The following is a 16,331-nucleotide window of genomic DNA, read 5'->3' as shown; positions in this document are numbered from 1 at the left end:
CTATCAATTCTTAATAAAACACTCATAAAGCTTACTTGATTGAAGTTTCAATAAATTTTTTTATATTTATGAGATTTTTTAGAGCCTCTTCTTTTGATGAGCCAGTTGATCCAATGTAAAATTTAATTTTTGGTTCAGTTCCTGATGGCCTAGCTGCCACCCATGAATCATTATCAAAAATTATTTTTATTACATCGGATTTTGGTAAATTATCAATTGACTTTAAATAGTCATTGATTTTAACTATATTTGCATCATAGAATATTTTGTCATGAAGTTTTATTTCCCTAAATTTATACATAATCTCATTTATTTTGTTTAATCCATTTCTTCCCTCAAACGTATATGAAATTAATTCTTCTTCAAAATAGCCAAATTGCGAATAAATTTCATTTAATACATCGATTAGGGTTTTTCCTTGATGTTTATAGAAAGAAACCATTTCCGCTATTAAAAGTGAAGAACTTATACCATCCTTATCTCTAGCATGTGTACCTGTGAGATAACCATACGATTCTTCATATCCCAACAGAAAATCATAATCATTTAAGTATTCATTGATTTTTTCACCTATATATTTAAAACCTGTCAATGTATTTATACACTTAATATTATTATTTTCGGCAATTTTACTTCCTAAATTAGATGTGACTATTGTTTTCAATATATATGGTCTTTTCAAATCTTCAATATATTTTTTATTTGAAATTGACATATAATAGACCATGATGCTACCTATTTGATTTCCACTTAAAGCAATAAAATCGTCATTTACTTTAACATATGCTCCAACTCTATCACAGTCAGGATCGGTTGCCATAATTAGATCAACTGAATGCTTCTTCCCTTCTTCTAAAGCCAAAATAAAAGCCTCTTTTTCCTCAGGATTTGGACTTTTGACTGTAGAAAATAACGGGTCTTCTGTTAATTGGCTAGCAACCGAATAAACTTCATAATTTTTATTGTCATTTAATAAAGATAAGATGGGCTTATTACCTGTTCCATGCAAAGGTGTGTACAAGACTTTTAATTGGGCGAAATTAGATTCAGTTGAGTTAGACATCAGGCTTCGCTTTACAAAATTTTTATAATCATTCTTAACATGATCATCCAGATAATTAATAAGATTTTGGTCTATAATCCCTAATTCATTAATTTTTGTTCCATTAATATAATCAATAATTATATCTGCAAGACTAGGTGTTACTTGGCATCCAGTACAATCATATATTTTATAGCCATTATATTCTGGAGGATTATGCGAGGCCGTAATTACAATACCACCTATAGCATTAAGATGACTTACAGAAAAAGATAATTCAGGAGTAGTTGTAGCTTCTTTGAATATCATTGATTTAATTCCTAAATTAGCTAAAGTTTTAGCTGCTTCAAGTGCAAACAATTTGGAATTATTTCTAACGTCGTAAGCAATTACGATTCCCTTATCTTTTACACAATCTCCGTAATAGTTAATCAAGAATTTACCATATCCATAAGTAATCTTACGAATTGTATATCTATTAAGTCGATTAGTTCCCATACCCATTAAAGCTCTTAGTCCACCTGTTCCGAATTCTAAATCTTTATGGAACCTTTCAATTAATTCATCTTCATCTTCTTCTAATAAATTTAATTCGTTTAATTCTTCTTCTGTAATATCCTTGAAAGATTTCCACTCAACTAACTTTTCTTGAAATTTCATTCTATTTATTTTTCACTCCTTTTGAATTGTTTATCGAATTATTAAATATAAATATTAATATTAAAGGTAAGAAGAATCCCATAATTCTTACAACAACAGGCTGCAGTGCACCTCTAAATAAAAACACTACAAAGCCTAAAGAAAAAGGAAATATTATATCTACATAATTAATATTAGAATTTTCTATTTTAGAATAATAATACATGTAATCTAATTTACAAAAATTGTATCCTAATATCACTGCAAAAATAATAACGCCAATTATTCCAAAGTTAAAAAAGCCCTCTCCCATTATAGGTTCAGAAAGGTTAGTAAAGAAAAAACCCTGTGACTCAGCTATCAAAGTACTGGTAGGTTTACCTTTTATGTCAATCACAGACCTAGGTACAAAAAACAACAATGCCGAAACTAATTGTTTACCATAAGAAAAAGTATGTTCATTCACATATCTAACTGTTCGTCCAATCATAGTAAAAGAATCGAAGTCTACATTGTTAAAATTACCAAATGAAAAGTTTGATATATTCTGAAAACCTTCAATTAAATCAAATCTTTTAAACAAGGTAAACAAAGGAAAAATGATCGTTATAGAAAAAATAACCATGACATCAAAAAGCTTTCTTTTCCAAAACTTATCTTTTAAAAATGATATGATCAAACCTAAATAAACTGTACCTGATAAGAATCTTGATAAAGAAACAGGAAAGTTAAGTAAAATACTAATTATTGTTAAAACAATGATTTTAAGATTTAATAGTCTAGGCTTAATCGCAACGTTGCTTTTTCTAGTATTCAATAGTATTGATAAAACTATCACCGGTGTTGATCTAACAAGAAACTCAATTAAAAACAAAAATGATTCGCCATCGTCCCAGAGATTATTTTTGGTAAAAAGATTATTAAATCCAAATAACCATACACCTATTGGAAAGCAAATAATCGCAAATAACATATAATAGCTTACATATTTATTATTTGTTTTTATTGTTTTATCCAAACGTGGAAGGGGATTGCTTAAAATTTTTCTTTGACTAAACAAATAACTTACAAAAAAAGTAATTTGAAAAACTAAAATAATTAAATTAGTTTCTATTATTTCACTTTTAGTAAGATATTCCCCCCAAGGTGCATAATCCGATATAATTTGAGAATAAGGTGCCATAATTAAGAAAACTAGTATAAAATAATAGCATACCTTATAAGTAGAAATATTTAATTTAGCAAAAACTAGAAAAATAAAACATAGTAAAAAGTTTGCCAAAAATCCTAGACCTATACTTAGGTCTAGATACGTAAAATCTTTGAAAAAAAATAGAAAGTACAAGATAAATACGACTGAAAAAAAATATATTATGAATAACTTAGCAACTTTTCTCTTAGTCAATTTAATTCCCCTTATGAAACTGATTTATTGCATCAAAACAATTCAACGCCATTTTTCTTGGTGAATTTTCGTGTTTATTTTTCTTTACCATATCTTTGGTAATTTTACCACCAATTAAATATTTCAAAGCATCCACTAATTCTTCTACATTATTTTGCTCAATCATTATTCCATTTTTACTATTTATCAAGTCGTAGGCAGACCCAACAGCAGTTGTTGCTATAATTGGCAGGTTGAATTGTTGTGCTTCGTTTACAGTTAATCCCCAAGGTTCAACACTATTTTTAAATAAGTATGAAGGGATTACAAATACGTCACTTTGTATATAGAAATTCGAGATATCTTCCTTAATAATTTGACCAGTGAAAGTAATACCCTCATTAGAACCATATTTTTCTTTTAAAAAGTTCAAATTAGGGCCATCTCCGCATATTAAAAGGTGCATAGATTCGTAATCTATTTTTAAAAAAGCCTTTATTAATATTTCAACCCCTTTCCTTTCTACAATTCGTCCCATGAAAAGTATAATCTTTTTGTCTGACATAATATTATATTTTTCACGCAACTTCAAATTACTCCCTTTCTGATTTACTTCAGTTGAATTAATAAAGTTAAAAACTTTCTTTTCTGGAATATTTACGTTAGTCAAATACTCTTTTGATTTTGATCCATATGATAGAAATAAATCTATATATTTACTTGTCATTTTTAATACCGAAGTATGTACTAAATCTTTAGCCCATTTTATTGTGAAAACGGGAGATTTATGGTATACCCATTTCCCCCACCAAAGAGCTATTAAGGTATCTTTTCTCCTGATAACAGTTTTAGCAATAATCATTGATTTTAAATCATCCAGAGGTGGTAAAACAATACAATCAAACTTCTCTTCCATAATTCGTAGTAATGTTTTTTTGTCATAATGTTTATAAACTTTTATACTACTATCTAATTCTTTTGTTCTATCTTTATCATTGTATATTTTGATATTGTCTTCTAAATTATAAAACATTATAGTTAAATCACACAGTTTAGAAAGTTCATTAAAAAAAGGTGTTCTATAAGCTGTCAATGTATTATGAATAAACAAAATTTTCATTTTTTCTCTCATTTCTGTTTCGACTTGAGTATAAAACTCATTTCACCAATAAATCGAAATACTCCCTTGATGTCATATGAATATCGTATCCAGAATCTCTGATGTTATTTATATATTTGGTTCTTTGTTCATTTAATTTTAGTTTTTTTATTTCCTCACACCACAATAATTCATCATCTAAAGATAAAAATTTAACATTGTCAGCAATCATAACTTCATCTGTCACTTTATCAGAAACAAGGATAGGTAAACCATTAGTTTGTGCCTCAATCAAAGTTATTGGTAATCCTTCAAATTTTGAAGGAAGCAAAAATATATCCATTGCAGACATCATAGAAGCTACATCTTTACTATTGCCATAAAAAATTATATTGTTTTCGATACCATATTGTAGTGCTTTATGTTGTAAGTATGTTCTCATCTCTCCCTCACCAACAAAAATAAACTTATATTGACTATTTAAACGAAGATTTTTTGCTATTTCTAATATAAAAGAAGGATTTTTTTGTTCACTTAATCTTCCAACAGTTCCTATAAGTACTTCATCGACAGAAACTCCTAATTCCCTTCTAATTTCTTCCCTCTTTAATGAAGAGAAAATAAACTTGTTCGTATCGATTCCGTTTTTTATGATAGATACTTGATCTATCATTTTAGAATTAAAGACAAAATTTGCCGCTTTGTTAGAACAAGCCCAATAATCTGTGGGTGAAGATGAGTAAAGAGATTTTCCTAATCTGTGTGCCAATAATTTTATTACTCTAAACTTATCATGACTAACATCAGAATTATGAGAATGCGCTATTACGCTTTTAACACCTTTTTTTTTGGCAATATTTACTAGATTTAAATCCCATCCATTATCGATATTAAATATAATTTTATCAAAATAATTATTGCTCAGAAATACTTTTAATTGTTTTCGAAGTAAAATGTTGCGTTTAAATACATTTTGCTTCTTATCAATCAAACTAATAACTGAAATATTGAGTTTTTTTAGTTGATCATCAAAAAATGATGTTTCTTTATAGGATGTAACTATTATGACTTCATTGTCAATTAGTTCAACATTTTTAAGCATGTTGACAATAAAAGCTTCCTTTCCTCCTGTTATCCAGCGCTGACTAAAAATTGCAATTTTCATAAATACTCCTTAATTGTCTAAGATATTTCTTAAGTAAAGTTTCAAAGCCTTTTTTACTCGATAGGATGAATATTTATCAGCATTTTCATATGCACCTTTACTTAACAAATTCCACTTTTCATCATCTAATAAAAGGGTTATAATGGCTTCTTTTAAAGAATCCTTATCATCTTTTTCAACCATAATTCCACTACTATCAGTGACTGTCATTAAATCAGGAATTTTATACCCAACTACTGGAGTTCCATTAATATTAGATTCTATATATGTAATTCCGAAACCTTCTTGATAAGAAGGGCTTGCAAATACTTTAGACATAGCTAATATTTCTGATTTTTTTTCATCAGATATAAATCCTAAGAATGATACTTTTTCGTTTAAATTCAAATTTTCAACTCTTTTTTTAAGTTCATCTTCCTTCTTCATCGATCCCGCTATAATAAGTTTTGCATCAGGTACCGAATCAATAATTTCAGGTAATACATCGATAATATGATCTATTTTTTTATTTCCTTGGAGTCCAGTATATCGTCCGATGTAGCTAATAATATTCTCTCTTGGATGAAACACAATCTCACTGGGTTTTACATTAACAACAGGAGGTATCACCTTAACAGCGTCTCTATTGAATCCTAACTCAACTAGTTGTGATTTTGTATGATCACTGACAGTCAAAATACTTTGTTTCTTATATAACTTAGGCAAAAAAAATTTCTCCAAGTAATATCCTATGCTTCCTTTTATTTTACCTTGTTTTCTATAATAATCTTTACCAGTAATATGATGTATTATGGTCAACCTGCTTTTTCTATAAAACGTTGTGAACATCGGGATTACAGATTGATTTTCAATTAAAAAATTAATATTTTTCTTATGTTTAAAGAAAAATGATAGATGCATAGAAATTAATGCAAATGGTAAAAATCCAAATATTGCTTTATATCTTCTCACCCTTATATTATCAGAAATTTGTTCTTGGTCTGGAGAATTTTCATCATGATCTTTACCACAGAAAATTTCAATATTATAGCCCATTTTTTCCAATACTTTTGCTAATTCCAGTTCATACACTTCAATGCCGCCTGTCATATCATTGGTAGCAGGACCTTTGAACGAAAAAATAGCGACAGTTTCTTTTTCCACTTAGACACCTTCTTCTGTTATGCAAATTATTGATAAGTTATTTTTACCATATAATATCACTTCATTAGAAAAATATTCAATATCACCTTCACCATGCAATTTATATACTTTTTGATTTTCATTCAAATCAAAAGATACTTTATGTCCATTTTTTATTACATATTCAACAATTATTGAAAACTCATCTTTCTTAAGTATCTTTGTGGTTCCCCAATCTTCTTCTTTAAATCTAATACTTTCGAAATACGAGGGATTAATTTCCTTCACCCTTGGAGAAGATGGAATAGAAGATACCAAAAAACCTTCTGGTCCAGCAACGACTATTAAATCTGAAACTCCTAATGTTACAATAGGAAGATTAGTTTCATTAATTATATTAGTATTGACTGAGTCAATAGAATTGGAGATACCAATACTTTTTGTATCCATTTCTTCAATCAGTGTATTCCAGGTGCCTAAATCCTTCCAAAAACCTTCATATGTCACAAAGCATATATCATGTTGCTTCTCCACATACTCATAATCAAAACTATTTTTTGGAAGTTGATCATAATTTTCGGCAGATTGTTCGTAACTAGTAGGCATTCCTTGACTTTCTAAATATTCCACTAAATTCCCAAGTTTGAAGCCGAAGACCCCAGCATTCCAGCATGCACCATTTGAAAGAAGTAATTTAGCTTTTTTCTCATTTGGTTTCTCTATAAAAGTTTTTACTATATTTTTTTTACTTTTATTGGGCACAATATAACCATATTTTTCTGATGGATATGTTGGATTTATCCCAATTAACCCCAATTTTGATTTTTTTTCTCTTAGCATTTGATCTAAGTCAAACACTTTCCTAAAGAAATCTTCTTCCACATAAGGATCAACAGGTAATACAAATATATTTTCGTCAACTGAAGCTTTCTCTCTATCCTTCAAAAATAAAGAAGACAGTACTATAGCGGGGAAAGTATCTCTTCTGAAAGGTTCCGTAATTATTTTTTTATCATCTATTCCCAATTGCGATTTCAAAATTGATTTTTGGCTTTCTCCCGTTGCAATGTATGTCACATCTTGTAAACCACTTCTTTTTAATTGTCTCCAAACCCTCTGAACCATTGACTCCAGTTTGCCCTTATCGTTCTTCAAGACTTTAATAAATTGTTTAGATCTTTGATCATTCGATAGAGGCCACAATCTTTTACCTGAACCACCAGAAAGCAAAATTATTTTCATATTCACACCATCTTTTCTTAATACGCACTATTAGGATTGATTATTATACATATCGTTTTTATAATAATCTTTAAATCATTTTTTAAACTCATAAATTCTATATATTTTAAATCTAGTTCAACCATCTCATCAAAATGTAAATCATTTCTCCCACTTACCTGCCAAACTCCTGTACAGCCCGGTTTTACCATTAACCTTTGCTTATCATATTCTGTATACATATACACTTCTCTAATTAGTGGTGGTCTAGGTCCAACTAAAGTCATCTCCCCTTTTAAAACATTCCATAATTGAGGTAATTCATCAATGCTTGTTTTTCTAATAAATTTCCCTATTTTAGTAACACGAGGGTCTTCTTTTATCTTGAACATAGGTCCGTCAACTTCATTGTGTTCAAGTAAATCTTTTAGTTTTTCTTCGGCATCTGTGCACATTGATCGAAACTTATACATTTTAAATATTTTTTCATCCTTACCAACTCTGTATTGAGAAAAAAATACTGGACCACTGGGGTCTTCTTTCTTTATTTTATAAGCCACTACTAAAAATAACGGCGCTAATAAAATCAGCCCAAAAAAGCTACCTAATATATCTAACAACCTCTTAACAAAGTTATAAAAGAATTTCGATCTGATCTTATTTTTATTCAATATAACTTTTTCTTCTTTATCAAGATCAAAAGTTTCAATCTCACCCATTTCACATTCTCCTATATAAAACCAAACTTTTTCTTCTTAATTTTAATATATTGTGGATAATCAATTTCGTCACCATTTATGAGATCTTTAGACACTTGTTGCATTTTCATTACTTTATCTTTTCCAAAATCTTTTGCAATCTGAATATAAGCTTCCTCCATATAGAAAGTTCGTTTCTTCACCCCGTGTGCATCAGATGCAACCATTTGAACTAAATTATGTGCCACCATTTGTTTTGCTGTACGTTGTATATCTTTACCAAATTTCCCGACGTAGCTTGGTGCAGTGAGTTGTGCTAAGCACCCCATATCCAGAAAAGGAATTAAATTATTTGGATCTTCACGAAAATATGCATTCCGTTCTGGATGCACAATGACAGGAGTTTTTCCCATTTGTAAAAGTTCAAAAAAGATTTTATTAGTATAAATTGGTACATCCATAGAAGGAAATTCTATCAAAATATAAGTGTCATCCAAGTCTGTAAATAAAATCATGTCTTGAGCAATATCATTAATTAAATCCCCTGTAATTCGCACTTCTTGACCTTCAAGAACAATTAAAGGTAACTGCCGTTTATCTAATTCAGACTGCAGATATGAAACTAGAGAAATGACATCTGATTTTGGATTACTGTACCTACCATTGTTATGATGAGGTGTACACAAAATATGTGTGATACCTTGACTTATGGCTCTCTCGGCCATTGCGATACTGGCCTCTAAATCTTCGGCCCCATCATCAATTCCTGGTAAAATATGGCAATGTAAATCAATCATATCCCTCATATCCTTTCAGTTAATTACCGTAATAATAATAATATCCGGAATCTTTACTGTGTTCAGCACCATTATATACAACACCTAGTATATGTGCGTGAACCATATTTAAAAGCTCTTTTGCTTTTGTTAATGACTCTTTACGAGAAACATTTTCTCGAACAACCAATAAAGTACCATCGGCTTTTGAAGCCATAATCTGCGCATCCGTTACTGCGACCACAGGAGGCATATCAAAAATAACTACATCATATAAATTCTTCGCTTCTTCGATTACTTGATTCATTCTAGAAGATCCTAAAAGTTCAGATGGATTTGGGGGTTTAGGTCCGCTAGTTAGCACGGACAGATTATCGATGACCGTTTTTTGTGATGCTTCTAAGACACTTGTCGTTGTGCTAAGCACCGTACTTAAACCAGAAGCGTTGTTTAGACTGAAAGTTTTATAAACCGTTGGCTTACGCATATCTGCATCAACCAACAATACCCGCTGACCAGATTTTGCAAAGACAACTGCCAAATTCGCAGATGTCGTAGACTTTCCTTCTCCTGGACCAGAAGATGTAATCACCAATGTTTTAATTTGCTTGTCGGCAGAGGATGCAAATTGAATATTCGTCCGTATCGTTCTATATTGTTCTGAAATCGGTGATGATGGATCCACCAATGTAATTAAGCTAACCGCATGCGTTTGTGTTCCTTTTTGTTCTTTTATCTTCGCCATTCATCTTTCCTCCTTAGACTCTTGTTCGGCTGCGGCGTGATTCAGCCGTCTTATCACTAGTATTTTTTTTAATAATTTGTATTGACGGTTTTTTTTGAATCGTTGCATTTAACTCTTTTGCAGACATTTGTGGGACTGTTCCTAAAATCGTAAAGCCTAATGTTTCCGTGACAAACTTATCATCTTTGACTGTTCGGTCTAGTAGTTCTAATAAGAAAGCAATACCGATACCTATTATAACCCCTATGACTAATCCAATTACTAAATTGAATTTATTGTTTGGGGAAACCGGAGAGGAACTCGCTTCTGCGTTAGAAATAATAGAAATTTTATCCACATTTAACACGTCTTTTGCATTTTCTTGGAAAACCAATGCAGTTGTATTTGCGATGTTTGCAGCATAAACAGAACTTGTATCTGTAGCCCTAATAGAAAACATTAGTGAATTTTGCGATTGTGTCACTTCAACAGAATCTTTTAATTCTTGCACACTTTTATCAATATCATATTCTGATTCAATTCGGTCTTTAACTTGATTGATAACCAGGTCCCCTGTAACTAGTTCTTTATACGTGTTGATCATTTGTAGATTCGTATTTACATCATTTGCATTTGTTGTTTCAGTTTGTGGCAAAGTTACGATCAATTGCGCTTGAGAACGATACTTGGGCGTAAGAACAAAAAAGGTAACGATCGCTGCTAACGCCAAGCCGATAAACATCGAGATTAATATTGATGTCAGGTGCTTCCGTAATATATCAAATACTTCTTTTAAACTAATAGTCTCTTCCATATTTCTCCACTTTCTTCTAGTTATTGATATCTAACTGTTCTTTAAGGATACTTTGTACACGATTTAATTCTTCATCACTCACACGTTGGTAGGAGATACCATCTTGCATGAATCCTTCACCTTGAAGCTGGTCTTGTTTGATCGTTTGAAACGCACTGCGATATTTCATTGCCAATGTCCGCATATCATCGAAACTCATATCAGTTTTCATATTGTTCTCAACTGCATTCAAGATCGACTGATACTGACTAACACCGTCTAGACTGAGAACTTTCTTTACGATTGCTTCCACCATCTTACGTTGTCGATCTTGTCGCCCATAGTCTCCGTTGGGATCGTCATATCTCATTCTTGAATAAGCAAGTGCTTGTTCCCCGTTTAATTTTGTTCTTCCAATTGTAAAATTATATTCATCAATTGAAAAAGTCAAATCATTATCAACTTCAATACCGCCGACTGCATCAACTAACTCTTTCAAGCCTTCCATGTTAAGAGATACATAATGATCGATGGGGATATCTAAAAACTTCTCAACCGTGTTCATAGACATGGCAGCCCCTCCAAAGGCATAGGCATGATTGATTTTATCTGTTGTTCCATGTCCTACGATATCAACATAGGTATCGCGCGGAATACTCACTACCGTCGTCTGATTGTCTTGTGGGCTGATGGTCGCAACCATCATGGTATCGGAACGGCCTTGTTCGACTCTGCCTAAATCACCGGTATCGATCCCCATCAGTAAAACCGAGAAGGACTCTTGTTGGGATAGATCGACATCATTTTCACGTAGGCGATCTTCTCGATCACGCTCGACTGATTGATAAGTTTCATTAATTGAGTTTGACACATCAAAATATAGTTTGGCAGCGACACCGATCAATCCGATGACTAACACTGCAACGATTGTAAAGATAATTAAAAAGATTTTTTTTCCTTTTGACATTTGCTTTCCTCCAGTTATCTCTTTTTTCTTTGATACATGTTTTCAATTAGTAGACAACGTCTGAACTTTGATCTGTCCAGGTGCCGTCTCCTGCTGATGTATCCTCTGAATAACTTTCCGTTGAAGCGGGGGGTGTATACGTGCTGTATCCTGTGTACCCCATTTGGGTAGCGACTTTGTCTGCTAATTCGGTGTATTTCTCTTTCAATTCTTCATTGCGAACTTTGCTGATACTGTCGACTGCACTCAGGTATTTTTCTAAGGTGACTTCACTGGTCACCTCATCCCCATCAAGCATTTCATCAAAAGTTTCTTGTAATTTTGCAATGCGGTCCAATTGGGTATCCGCATACTCTAAATAGGAAACAACTAACTCTTTCCATTTACTATCTTCAAAAAAGCTCAGATTTTCACGGACATTCCCAACATCCGTTTCTTTTAGATCGGCTCTAATGATGACATCATTCTCAGCACTTTGCCAATTTGAAACGCCTTCAGTAAATAAGGCTTCCGTATCCGCTTGTACTTTTAATTTTGCCTCGATGTCTTTTAGTTGATCATCAAGGGCGGCTTTTTCTTGTTGGATCTCGACTGACTCACTTGGTAATGCATCATCATCGATCCCATAATCGTCTGCAGATACTTTCACTGCAGAAAGTTTTGCGACTGTTTTAAGAACGTCTTCCTCTTTAAGATCTTTTCTTAAAAATGTTTGATCCTCGTTGCTGTATAATTCAGCAATTTCATTAGACAACTCATTGATGCGATCTTTTTCGCTGGCAATCGCTGTCTGTGCGTATTCGACTCGCTGCTGATATTGCCTTTGGTTATTTTGTCGGTAACCAATGAAACATATTGCAACTGCGCCAATACCCACGGCTAAAACAGTCAAAGTCTTTACTAACGGCTTTCCCATGAACACACTCCCTACTTCAATTGTGCTTGTTTAAGCATGCTGCCTTCGTCTCACATAATAAAGGCAATTCTAGTTTATTATAAGAGAAATGTATCATTAAATAAAGGAAATTCCTGTTTTTTCTTTTTAAAGGTATATTTTTCATCAACAAAAGACTTATATAATGGCAAACATCAGTTATTTTAAATATACTTAAATAACGTGTAGCATACTTGACAGTTTTTTTAAACCCTCATTTTAAATAATAAATAATTCAGTGATAATCGTTGTTCTCATCGTCTTTGAGAGGTGTCACATCATAGAAAAATAACCTCGAGTGATTATATTCATTCATTTTCTCAACATCTTTTCATTATAAATAGAAAACATAAGAATTTCAGAAAGAAAAGTTAAATGCTTTTGTTGTTATTATAAATCAGTTGAATAAAACTGAATATTTTTCTTGGGGCACATAGGGTTTCCTTCGCGGTTACTATTTAATTACACCAGTCGTTCCTGTTAAAATTATAAGTTATCTTCCCCAAACTGACTTTCCCCCTCAATTCCGCCCTTTCATCTTCTATCGGTTTATTTCAAATATAGTTAATCATTCATTTTTTATTTTATCGTAATAAAATTATCCCCCCTCTCTTACTATTCAATGCCAGTCAATTTCCTTGTTTGCACTGAAAAAACGTGTTTCTACCTATATATATATGCCGATCATCAGTTGATTTATAGAAAATGCAAAAAATCTTGCACAGGCTCAGGTATAGATTTCACCAACCGATGAAATACGTGATTTGTTTTTTCTCCCCTATCTTCTTTAAGATGAATAAGTAAGATTTGCGATTTTATTCATGAAAGGAGCCACGTCTTGAGAAATTTTCAAATTAATTTTATTACCAACACAGCAACGATTCGATGGCTGAAAATTTTGATGGCATTCGAGAAAAATTATCAATGTTCGACTCAAGGTTTGGCAAAGATTTCAGGAAGTACCACGCGAACGATCGTAACGGACGTGACGGATCTAAAAGAGTATTTTGGCGACTGTTTATCGATCGACTCTTCTCATAAGGGGTATATTTTTTCAATCAAGCAGTCCGCTGTGTATTTAACGAAAAAACGTGCGCTGATTGCCGATGAGATTTTGTTCCATATCATCGAAAGTATTTTCCACAATGATCTTTATAGCTCATCGGAATGGGCAGAGAAATACCATATATCAGAAAGCACCGTTCTTCGCTATTTGCGGAAAGTGCAACCTATTTTTTCTTTCTATCGTTTGGAGATCCAAACAAATCCCATTTGCTTTATTGGTGAAGAGATCAATATTCGCAAATTTTTCCATGATTTCTATTATGAATCGGAAATTACTGCCCATACGATCTTTCCACCCATCGCCATCCAAAATATCACGGCTAGTGCTTTTTCAAGATGTTATCAACTGGACCAACATGCTTGTTCATTTGGTGAATTCAATTATTACTTGTATATCACCTTTGAGCGTCATTGTGCAGGTCAACGCATCGAGTTGCCTAAGCAAATAAAAAAACTATTTGAACAGTATAATGATTTTCGGCTATTTTCTGAAATCAATGAGGCTGTAAGTGAGCAATATCAAAAAGAACTTCCCCACGAGGAAGTCCTTTATTTGTTCTTATTAGTGAAAACCCGTCGCTCGATCAGCAACTTAGCCATCGAGCAAACCTTCTGTAGAGAGTATAATCATTGGCCTGAAATCAAGCAGCTTGCGGCAGCCTTTGTCAAGGATTGCTTGCCAGATACACAAGATAGCGCTCGCGATCGACTCTTAGTGGAGTCCTTTTTTACGGTAGCAAAAATCAAGCAATTATTATCCCCTTTATTAAACCATATGATTTCTGATACCGTTCAATTTGTCGAAGAGGCGTATACGGATGATTATCATCTATTTAAAAACTATCTGTTGACGCAACCATTAGCTAGAGAAATTTGGGACAGTAACACACTGGAGCACTTAGGAACGAGTCTTACGATGTACGTTACTTCTATTAAATCGTTGTACTGGCAAGCCAAGAAGAATATCGCCTTTTTGTTCGAAGGCCCCTTTTATTTATGCCAATTATTAAAATGCAAATCTGTTCGTTATTTGCGCAGTTCTCGGACCTTTTATTTTCCGGACTCCAATGAATTGTCGGCAGGCTATTTGGAAAAAAATCAGATTGATTTGATCGTTACCAACTACACGGAATACATTACCGAATATGCCCAAGACATTGATTATTTGCTATTCAAAACCTTTCCCGATGAGCACGACTGGGAAGCTTTAGAGGAAACACTAAATGCCAATTTCAATCCTTGATCAGCGAACACCGTATGCTTGACTCCATCTGACCAAGCTATTCAAAAAATGCCCTGAGAACGAGTGTAAGAGCTTGTGAGCAGTTTAACAATAAATCCAGAGCCTATCGCTTATGTCATCACTGACGCAGCGATAGGCTCTCTTCTTATGCCTTCCTACATTAAAAGCAAAAAAAGAAGCAGCCACTTCATTCAGTGAGCTGCTTCTTGTTAGTTGATTGATTAATCGAGGATCGTTACTTTTACTTGACGACGGCCCCATTGGATACATTGTGCGACGTTATCAAAGTGAACATCAATGATGTTTCCTTTGATCGCGCCACCAGTATCAAGCGCTAATGCTACGCCATAGCCTTCAACATTGACTAAGGTGCCTAAGGGAATCACGCTTGGATCAACGGCAACTGCCATTGGATTTTTACGTAAGTCTGTACCACTTGCTGTAAAGAAACTAGAGCCAGCTTCTTTATACGAGTAAGCAGTTGATTCCATCATCAATGTCCGACCGCTACTTGTATTGCTGTTGTTGCTATTATTATTACTGTTGTTACTTGTATTGCTTGAGCTGTTAGTTGAGCTATTGTTACTGCTTGAAGAGCTGCTCGATGATGAGCTGCTGCTTTCAGTCGTATTGCTGTTCGATGAAGCAGACGCTTGGGATTCAAAAGCGCTTGAACGTTCAGCAGCTTGGGCTGCTTCTTTTTCAGCTTTTTCTTTCGCTGCTTGTTCCGCCGCTTCTTTGGCTGCCCGTTCTTCTGCTGCTTTTTCAGCAGCTAAGCGAGCTGTTTCAGCTTCTTTGCTGGAAGCGATTTGTGCCAAGGTTGCTTCGTTTTCTTTCAATTGGGCTTGTAGATTCGCAATTTTTGAATCCAGTGTTTTGGCTTCTGATTCTAATGCGGTTTGATTTTCTTTCAATGATTGCTGTGTTGACTGTGCTTTTTCTTCTAAAGCTTCCAGCTTTTCTTTTTCTGCTGTCAATGAATCGATCTTTTCTTTTTCCAAGTTTTGTAGCATCGTCATCGCATACGCACGATTGATAAAATCTTGGATGTTGGATGATTCTAATAGTACCGTCCAGTCTCTGGTAGCCCCGCCATTGACTTGGATGTCTTTCATACGTTCCGCAACGACAGCTTCACGCTTTTCAATTGTTTCTTGTGCAGTTTTGATTTCTGCTTTGGTTGTTGCTAATGATTCTTCATTTTCAGCGATTTGAGCTTTTAGCTCTTCTACCTCACTGTATTTCGCATTCACATCAGTCAATGCAATCTGTACTTCCGTACTGATTTCCTGACTTTGCTGCATGACGGCACTTTCTTGCTCTTGCAATGATTCAAGTGACTCAGCCTGCGCAAAGATTGGAGAAACGATTCCTGCCGCAAAGACAGCGACAACGATTGTTCGTAGTTTCTTTGCCTTCAAAAAATTCCCTCACTTCTCACTATGGTTTCCAACATATC

General features: G+C 33.3%; 14 protein-coding genes. 1 reads left to right on the top strand and 13 read right to left on the bottom strand.

Annotated features, from left to right (window positions below):
- Nucleotides 1–31 precede the first annotated feature (31 nt).
- The 12 genes from IGI73_RS05370 to IGI73_RS05315 are packed head-to-tail and all read right to left on the bottom strand — an operon-like array spanning nt 32 to nt 12,546.
- Nucleotides 32–1,702, bottom strand: a complete 1,671-nt coding sequence (locus IGI73_RS05370) for a phospho-sugar mutase (RefSeq protein WP_428206418.1) — start codon at nt 1,700–1,702, stop codon at nt 32–34.
- A gap of 1 nt (nt 1,703) precedes the next feature.
- Nucleotides 1,704–3,086 (bottom strand): O-antigen polymerase, encoded by a 1,383-nt coding sequence (locus IGI73_RS05365; protein WP_428206419.1) that lies wholly within the window; start codon nt 3,084–3,086, stop codon nt 1,704–1,706.
- Between the two features lies 1 nt (nt 3,087).
- The gene (locus IGI73_RS05360) at nt 3,088–4,185 is read right to left on the bottom strand and encodes a glycosyltransferase family 4 protein (protein ID WP_428206420.1); all 1,098 of its coding nucleotides are present in this window, start codon (nt 4,183–4,185) and stop codon (nt 3,088–3,090) included.
- A gap of 37 nt (nt 4,186–4,222) precedes the next feature.
- Nucleotides 4,223–5,329 carry a glycosyltransferase gene (locus tag IGI73_RS05355; protein ID WP_428206421.1) on the bottom strand — a complete coding sequence of 369 codons (1,107 nt, stop codon included), beginning with the start codon at nt 5,327–5,329 and terminating at the stop codon, nt 4,223–4,225.
- Nucleotides 5,330–5,338: 9 nt separating this feature from the next.
- Nucleotides 5,339–6,472 (bottom strand): glycosyltransferase family 4 protein, encoded by a 1,134-nt coding sequence (locus IGI73_RS05350; protein WP_428206422.1) that lies wholly within the window; start codon nt 6,470–6,472, stop codon nt 5,339–5,341.
- Nucleotides 6,473–7,693 (bottom strand): sugar phosphate nucleotidyltransferase, encoded by a 1,221-nt coding sequence (locus tag IGI73_RS05345; RefSeq protein ID WP_428206423.1) that lies wholly within the window; start codon nt 7,691–7,693, stop codon nt 6,473–6,475.
- A gap of 17 nt (nt 7,694–7,710) precedes the next feature.
- Entirely contained in the window at nt 7,711–8,391 is a 681-nt protein-coding gene (locus IGI73_RS05340) for a sugar transferase (RefSeq protein WP_428206424.1), read from the bottom strand.
- Between the two features lie 11 nt (nt 8,392–8,402).
- Nucleotides 8,403–9,167, bottom strand: a complete 765-nt coding sequence (locus IGI73_RS05335) for a tyrosine-protein phosphatase (RefSeq protein ID WP_438759128.1) — start codon at nt 9,165–9,167, stop codon at nt 8,403–8,405.
- A gap of 19 nt (nt 9,168–9,186) precedes the next feature.
- A complete protein-coding gene (locus tag IGI73_RS05330; protein ID WP_428206426.1) occupies nt 9,187–9,891 on the bottom strand; it encodes a CpsD/CapB family tyrosine-protein kinase in 705 nt (234 codons plus the stop codon).
- A 13-nt stretch (nt 9,892–9,904) separates the two neighbouring features.
- Complete coding sequence (locus IGI73_RS05325; RefSeq protein WP_428206427.1) at nt 9,905–10,684, bottom strand: YveK family protein; 780 nt, start codon at nt 10,682–10,684, stop codon at nt 9,905–9,907.
- 16 nt (nt 10,685–10,700) lie between these two features.
- The gene (locus tag IGI73_RS05320) at nt 10,701–11,630 is read right to left on the bottom strand and encodes an LCP family glycopolymer transferase (RefSeq protein ID WP_428206428.1); all 930 of its coding nucleotides are present in this window, start codon (nt 11,628–11,630) and stop codon (nt 10,701–10,703) included.
- 46 nt (nt 11,631–11,676) lie between these two features.
- Nucleotides 11,677–12,546, bottom strand: a complete 870-nt coding sequence (locus IGI73_RS05315; protein ID WP_074931993.1) for a hypothetical protein — start codon at nt 12,544–12,546, stop codon at nt 11,677–11,679.
- An 856-nt stretch (nt 12,547–13,402) separates the two neighbouring features.
- Between IGI73_RS05315 and IGI73_RS05310 the strand changes: the two genes are divergently transcribed.
- Complete coding sequence (locus IGI73_RS05310; RefSeq protein ID WP_438759127.1) at nt 13,403–14,872, top strand: helix-turn-helix domain-containing protein; 1,470 nt, start codon at nt 13,403–13,405, stop codon at nt 14,870–14,872.
- A 221-nt stretch (nt 14,873–15,093) separates the two neighbouring features.
- On the opposite strand, the gene IGI73_RS05305 is transcribed toward IGI73_RS05310, so the two are convergent.
- Nucleotides 15,094–16,293, bottom strand: coding sequence for a 3D domain-containing protein (locus tag IGI73_RS05305; RefSeq protein WP_428206430.1), 1,200 nt, complete (start codon nt 16,291–16,293; stop codon nt 15,094–15,096).
- Nucleotides 16,294–16,331: the final 38 nt, after the last annotated feature.

Source organism: Enterococcus sp. DIV0755f (assembly GCF_051713725.1).
Taxonomy (GTDB): Bacteria; Bacillota; Bacilli; order Lactobacillales; family Enterococcaceae; genus Enterococcus_D; species Enterococcus_D casseliflavus.
The sequence above is the reverse complement of the archived record's forward strand: the minus strand, read 5'-3'. Positions and strand labels throughout refer to the sequence as shown.

What these genes read in the sequence shown, in the direction of transcription:
- IGI73_RS05330 (WP_428206426.1), bottom strand. Translation starts at nt 9,891, where the DNA reads ATGGCGAAGATAAAAGAACAAAAAGGAACACAAACGCATGCGGTTAGC.
- IGI73_RS05355 (WP_428206421.1), bottom strand. Translation starts at nt 5,329, where the DNA reads ATGAAAATTGCAATTTTTAGTCAGCGCTGGATAACAGGAGGAAAGGAA.
- IGI73_RS05325 (WP_428206427.1), bottom strand. Translation starts at nt 10,684, where the DNA reads ATGGAAGAGACTATTAGTTTAAAAGAAGTATTTGATATATTACGGAAG.
- IGI73_RS05340 (WP_428206424.1), bottom strand. Translation starts at nt 8,391, where the DNA reads ATGGGTGAGATTGAAACTTTTGATCTTGATAAAGAAGAAAAAGTTATA.
- IGI73_RS05345 (WP_428206423.1), bottom strand. Translation starts at nt 7,693, where the DNA reads ATGAAAATAATTTTGCTTTCTGGTGGTTCAGGTAAAAGATTGTGGCCT.
- IGI73_RS05370 (WP_428206418.1), bottom strand. Translation starts at nt 1,702, where the DNA reads ATGAAATTTCAAGAAAAGTTAGTTGAGTGGAAATCTTTCAAGGATATT.
- IGI73_RS05335 (WP_438759128.1), bottom strand. Translation starts at nt 9,167, where the DNA reads ATGATTGATTTACATTGCCATATTTTACCAGGAATTGATGATGGGGCC.
- IGI73_RS05320 (WP_428206428.1), bottom strand. Translation starts at nt 11,630, where the DNA reads ATGTCAAAAGGAAAAAAAATCTTTTTAATTATCTTTACAATCGTTGCA.
- IGI73_RS05315 (WP_074931993.1), bottom strand. Translation starts at nt 12,546, where the DNA reads ATGGGAAAGCCGTTAGTAAAGACTTTGACTGTTTTAGCCGTGGGTATT.
- IGI73_RS05360 (WP_428206420.1), bottom strand. Translation starts at nt 4,185, where the DNA reads ATGAAAATTTTGTTTATTCATAATACATTGACAGCTTATAGAACACCT.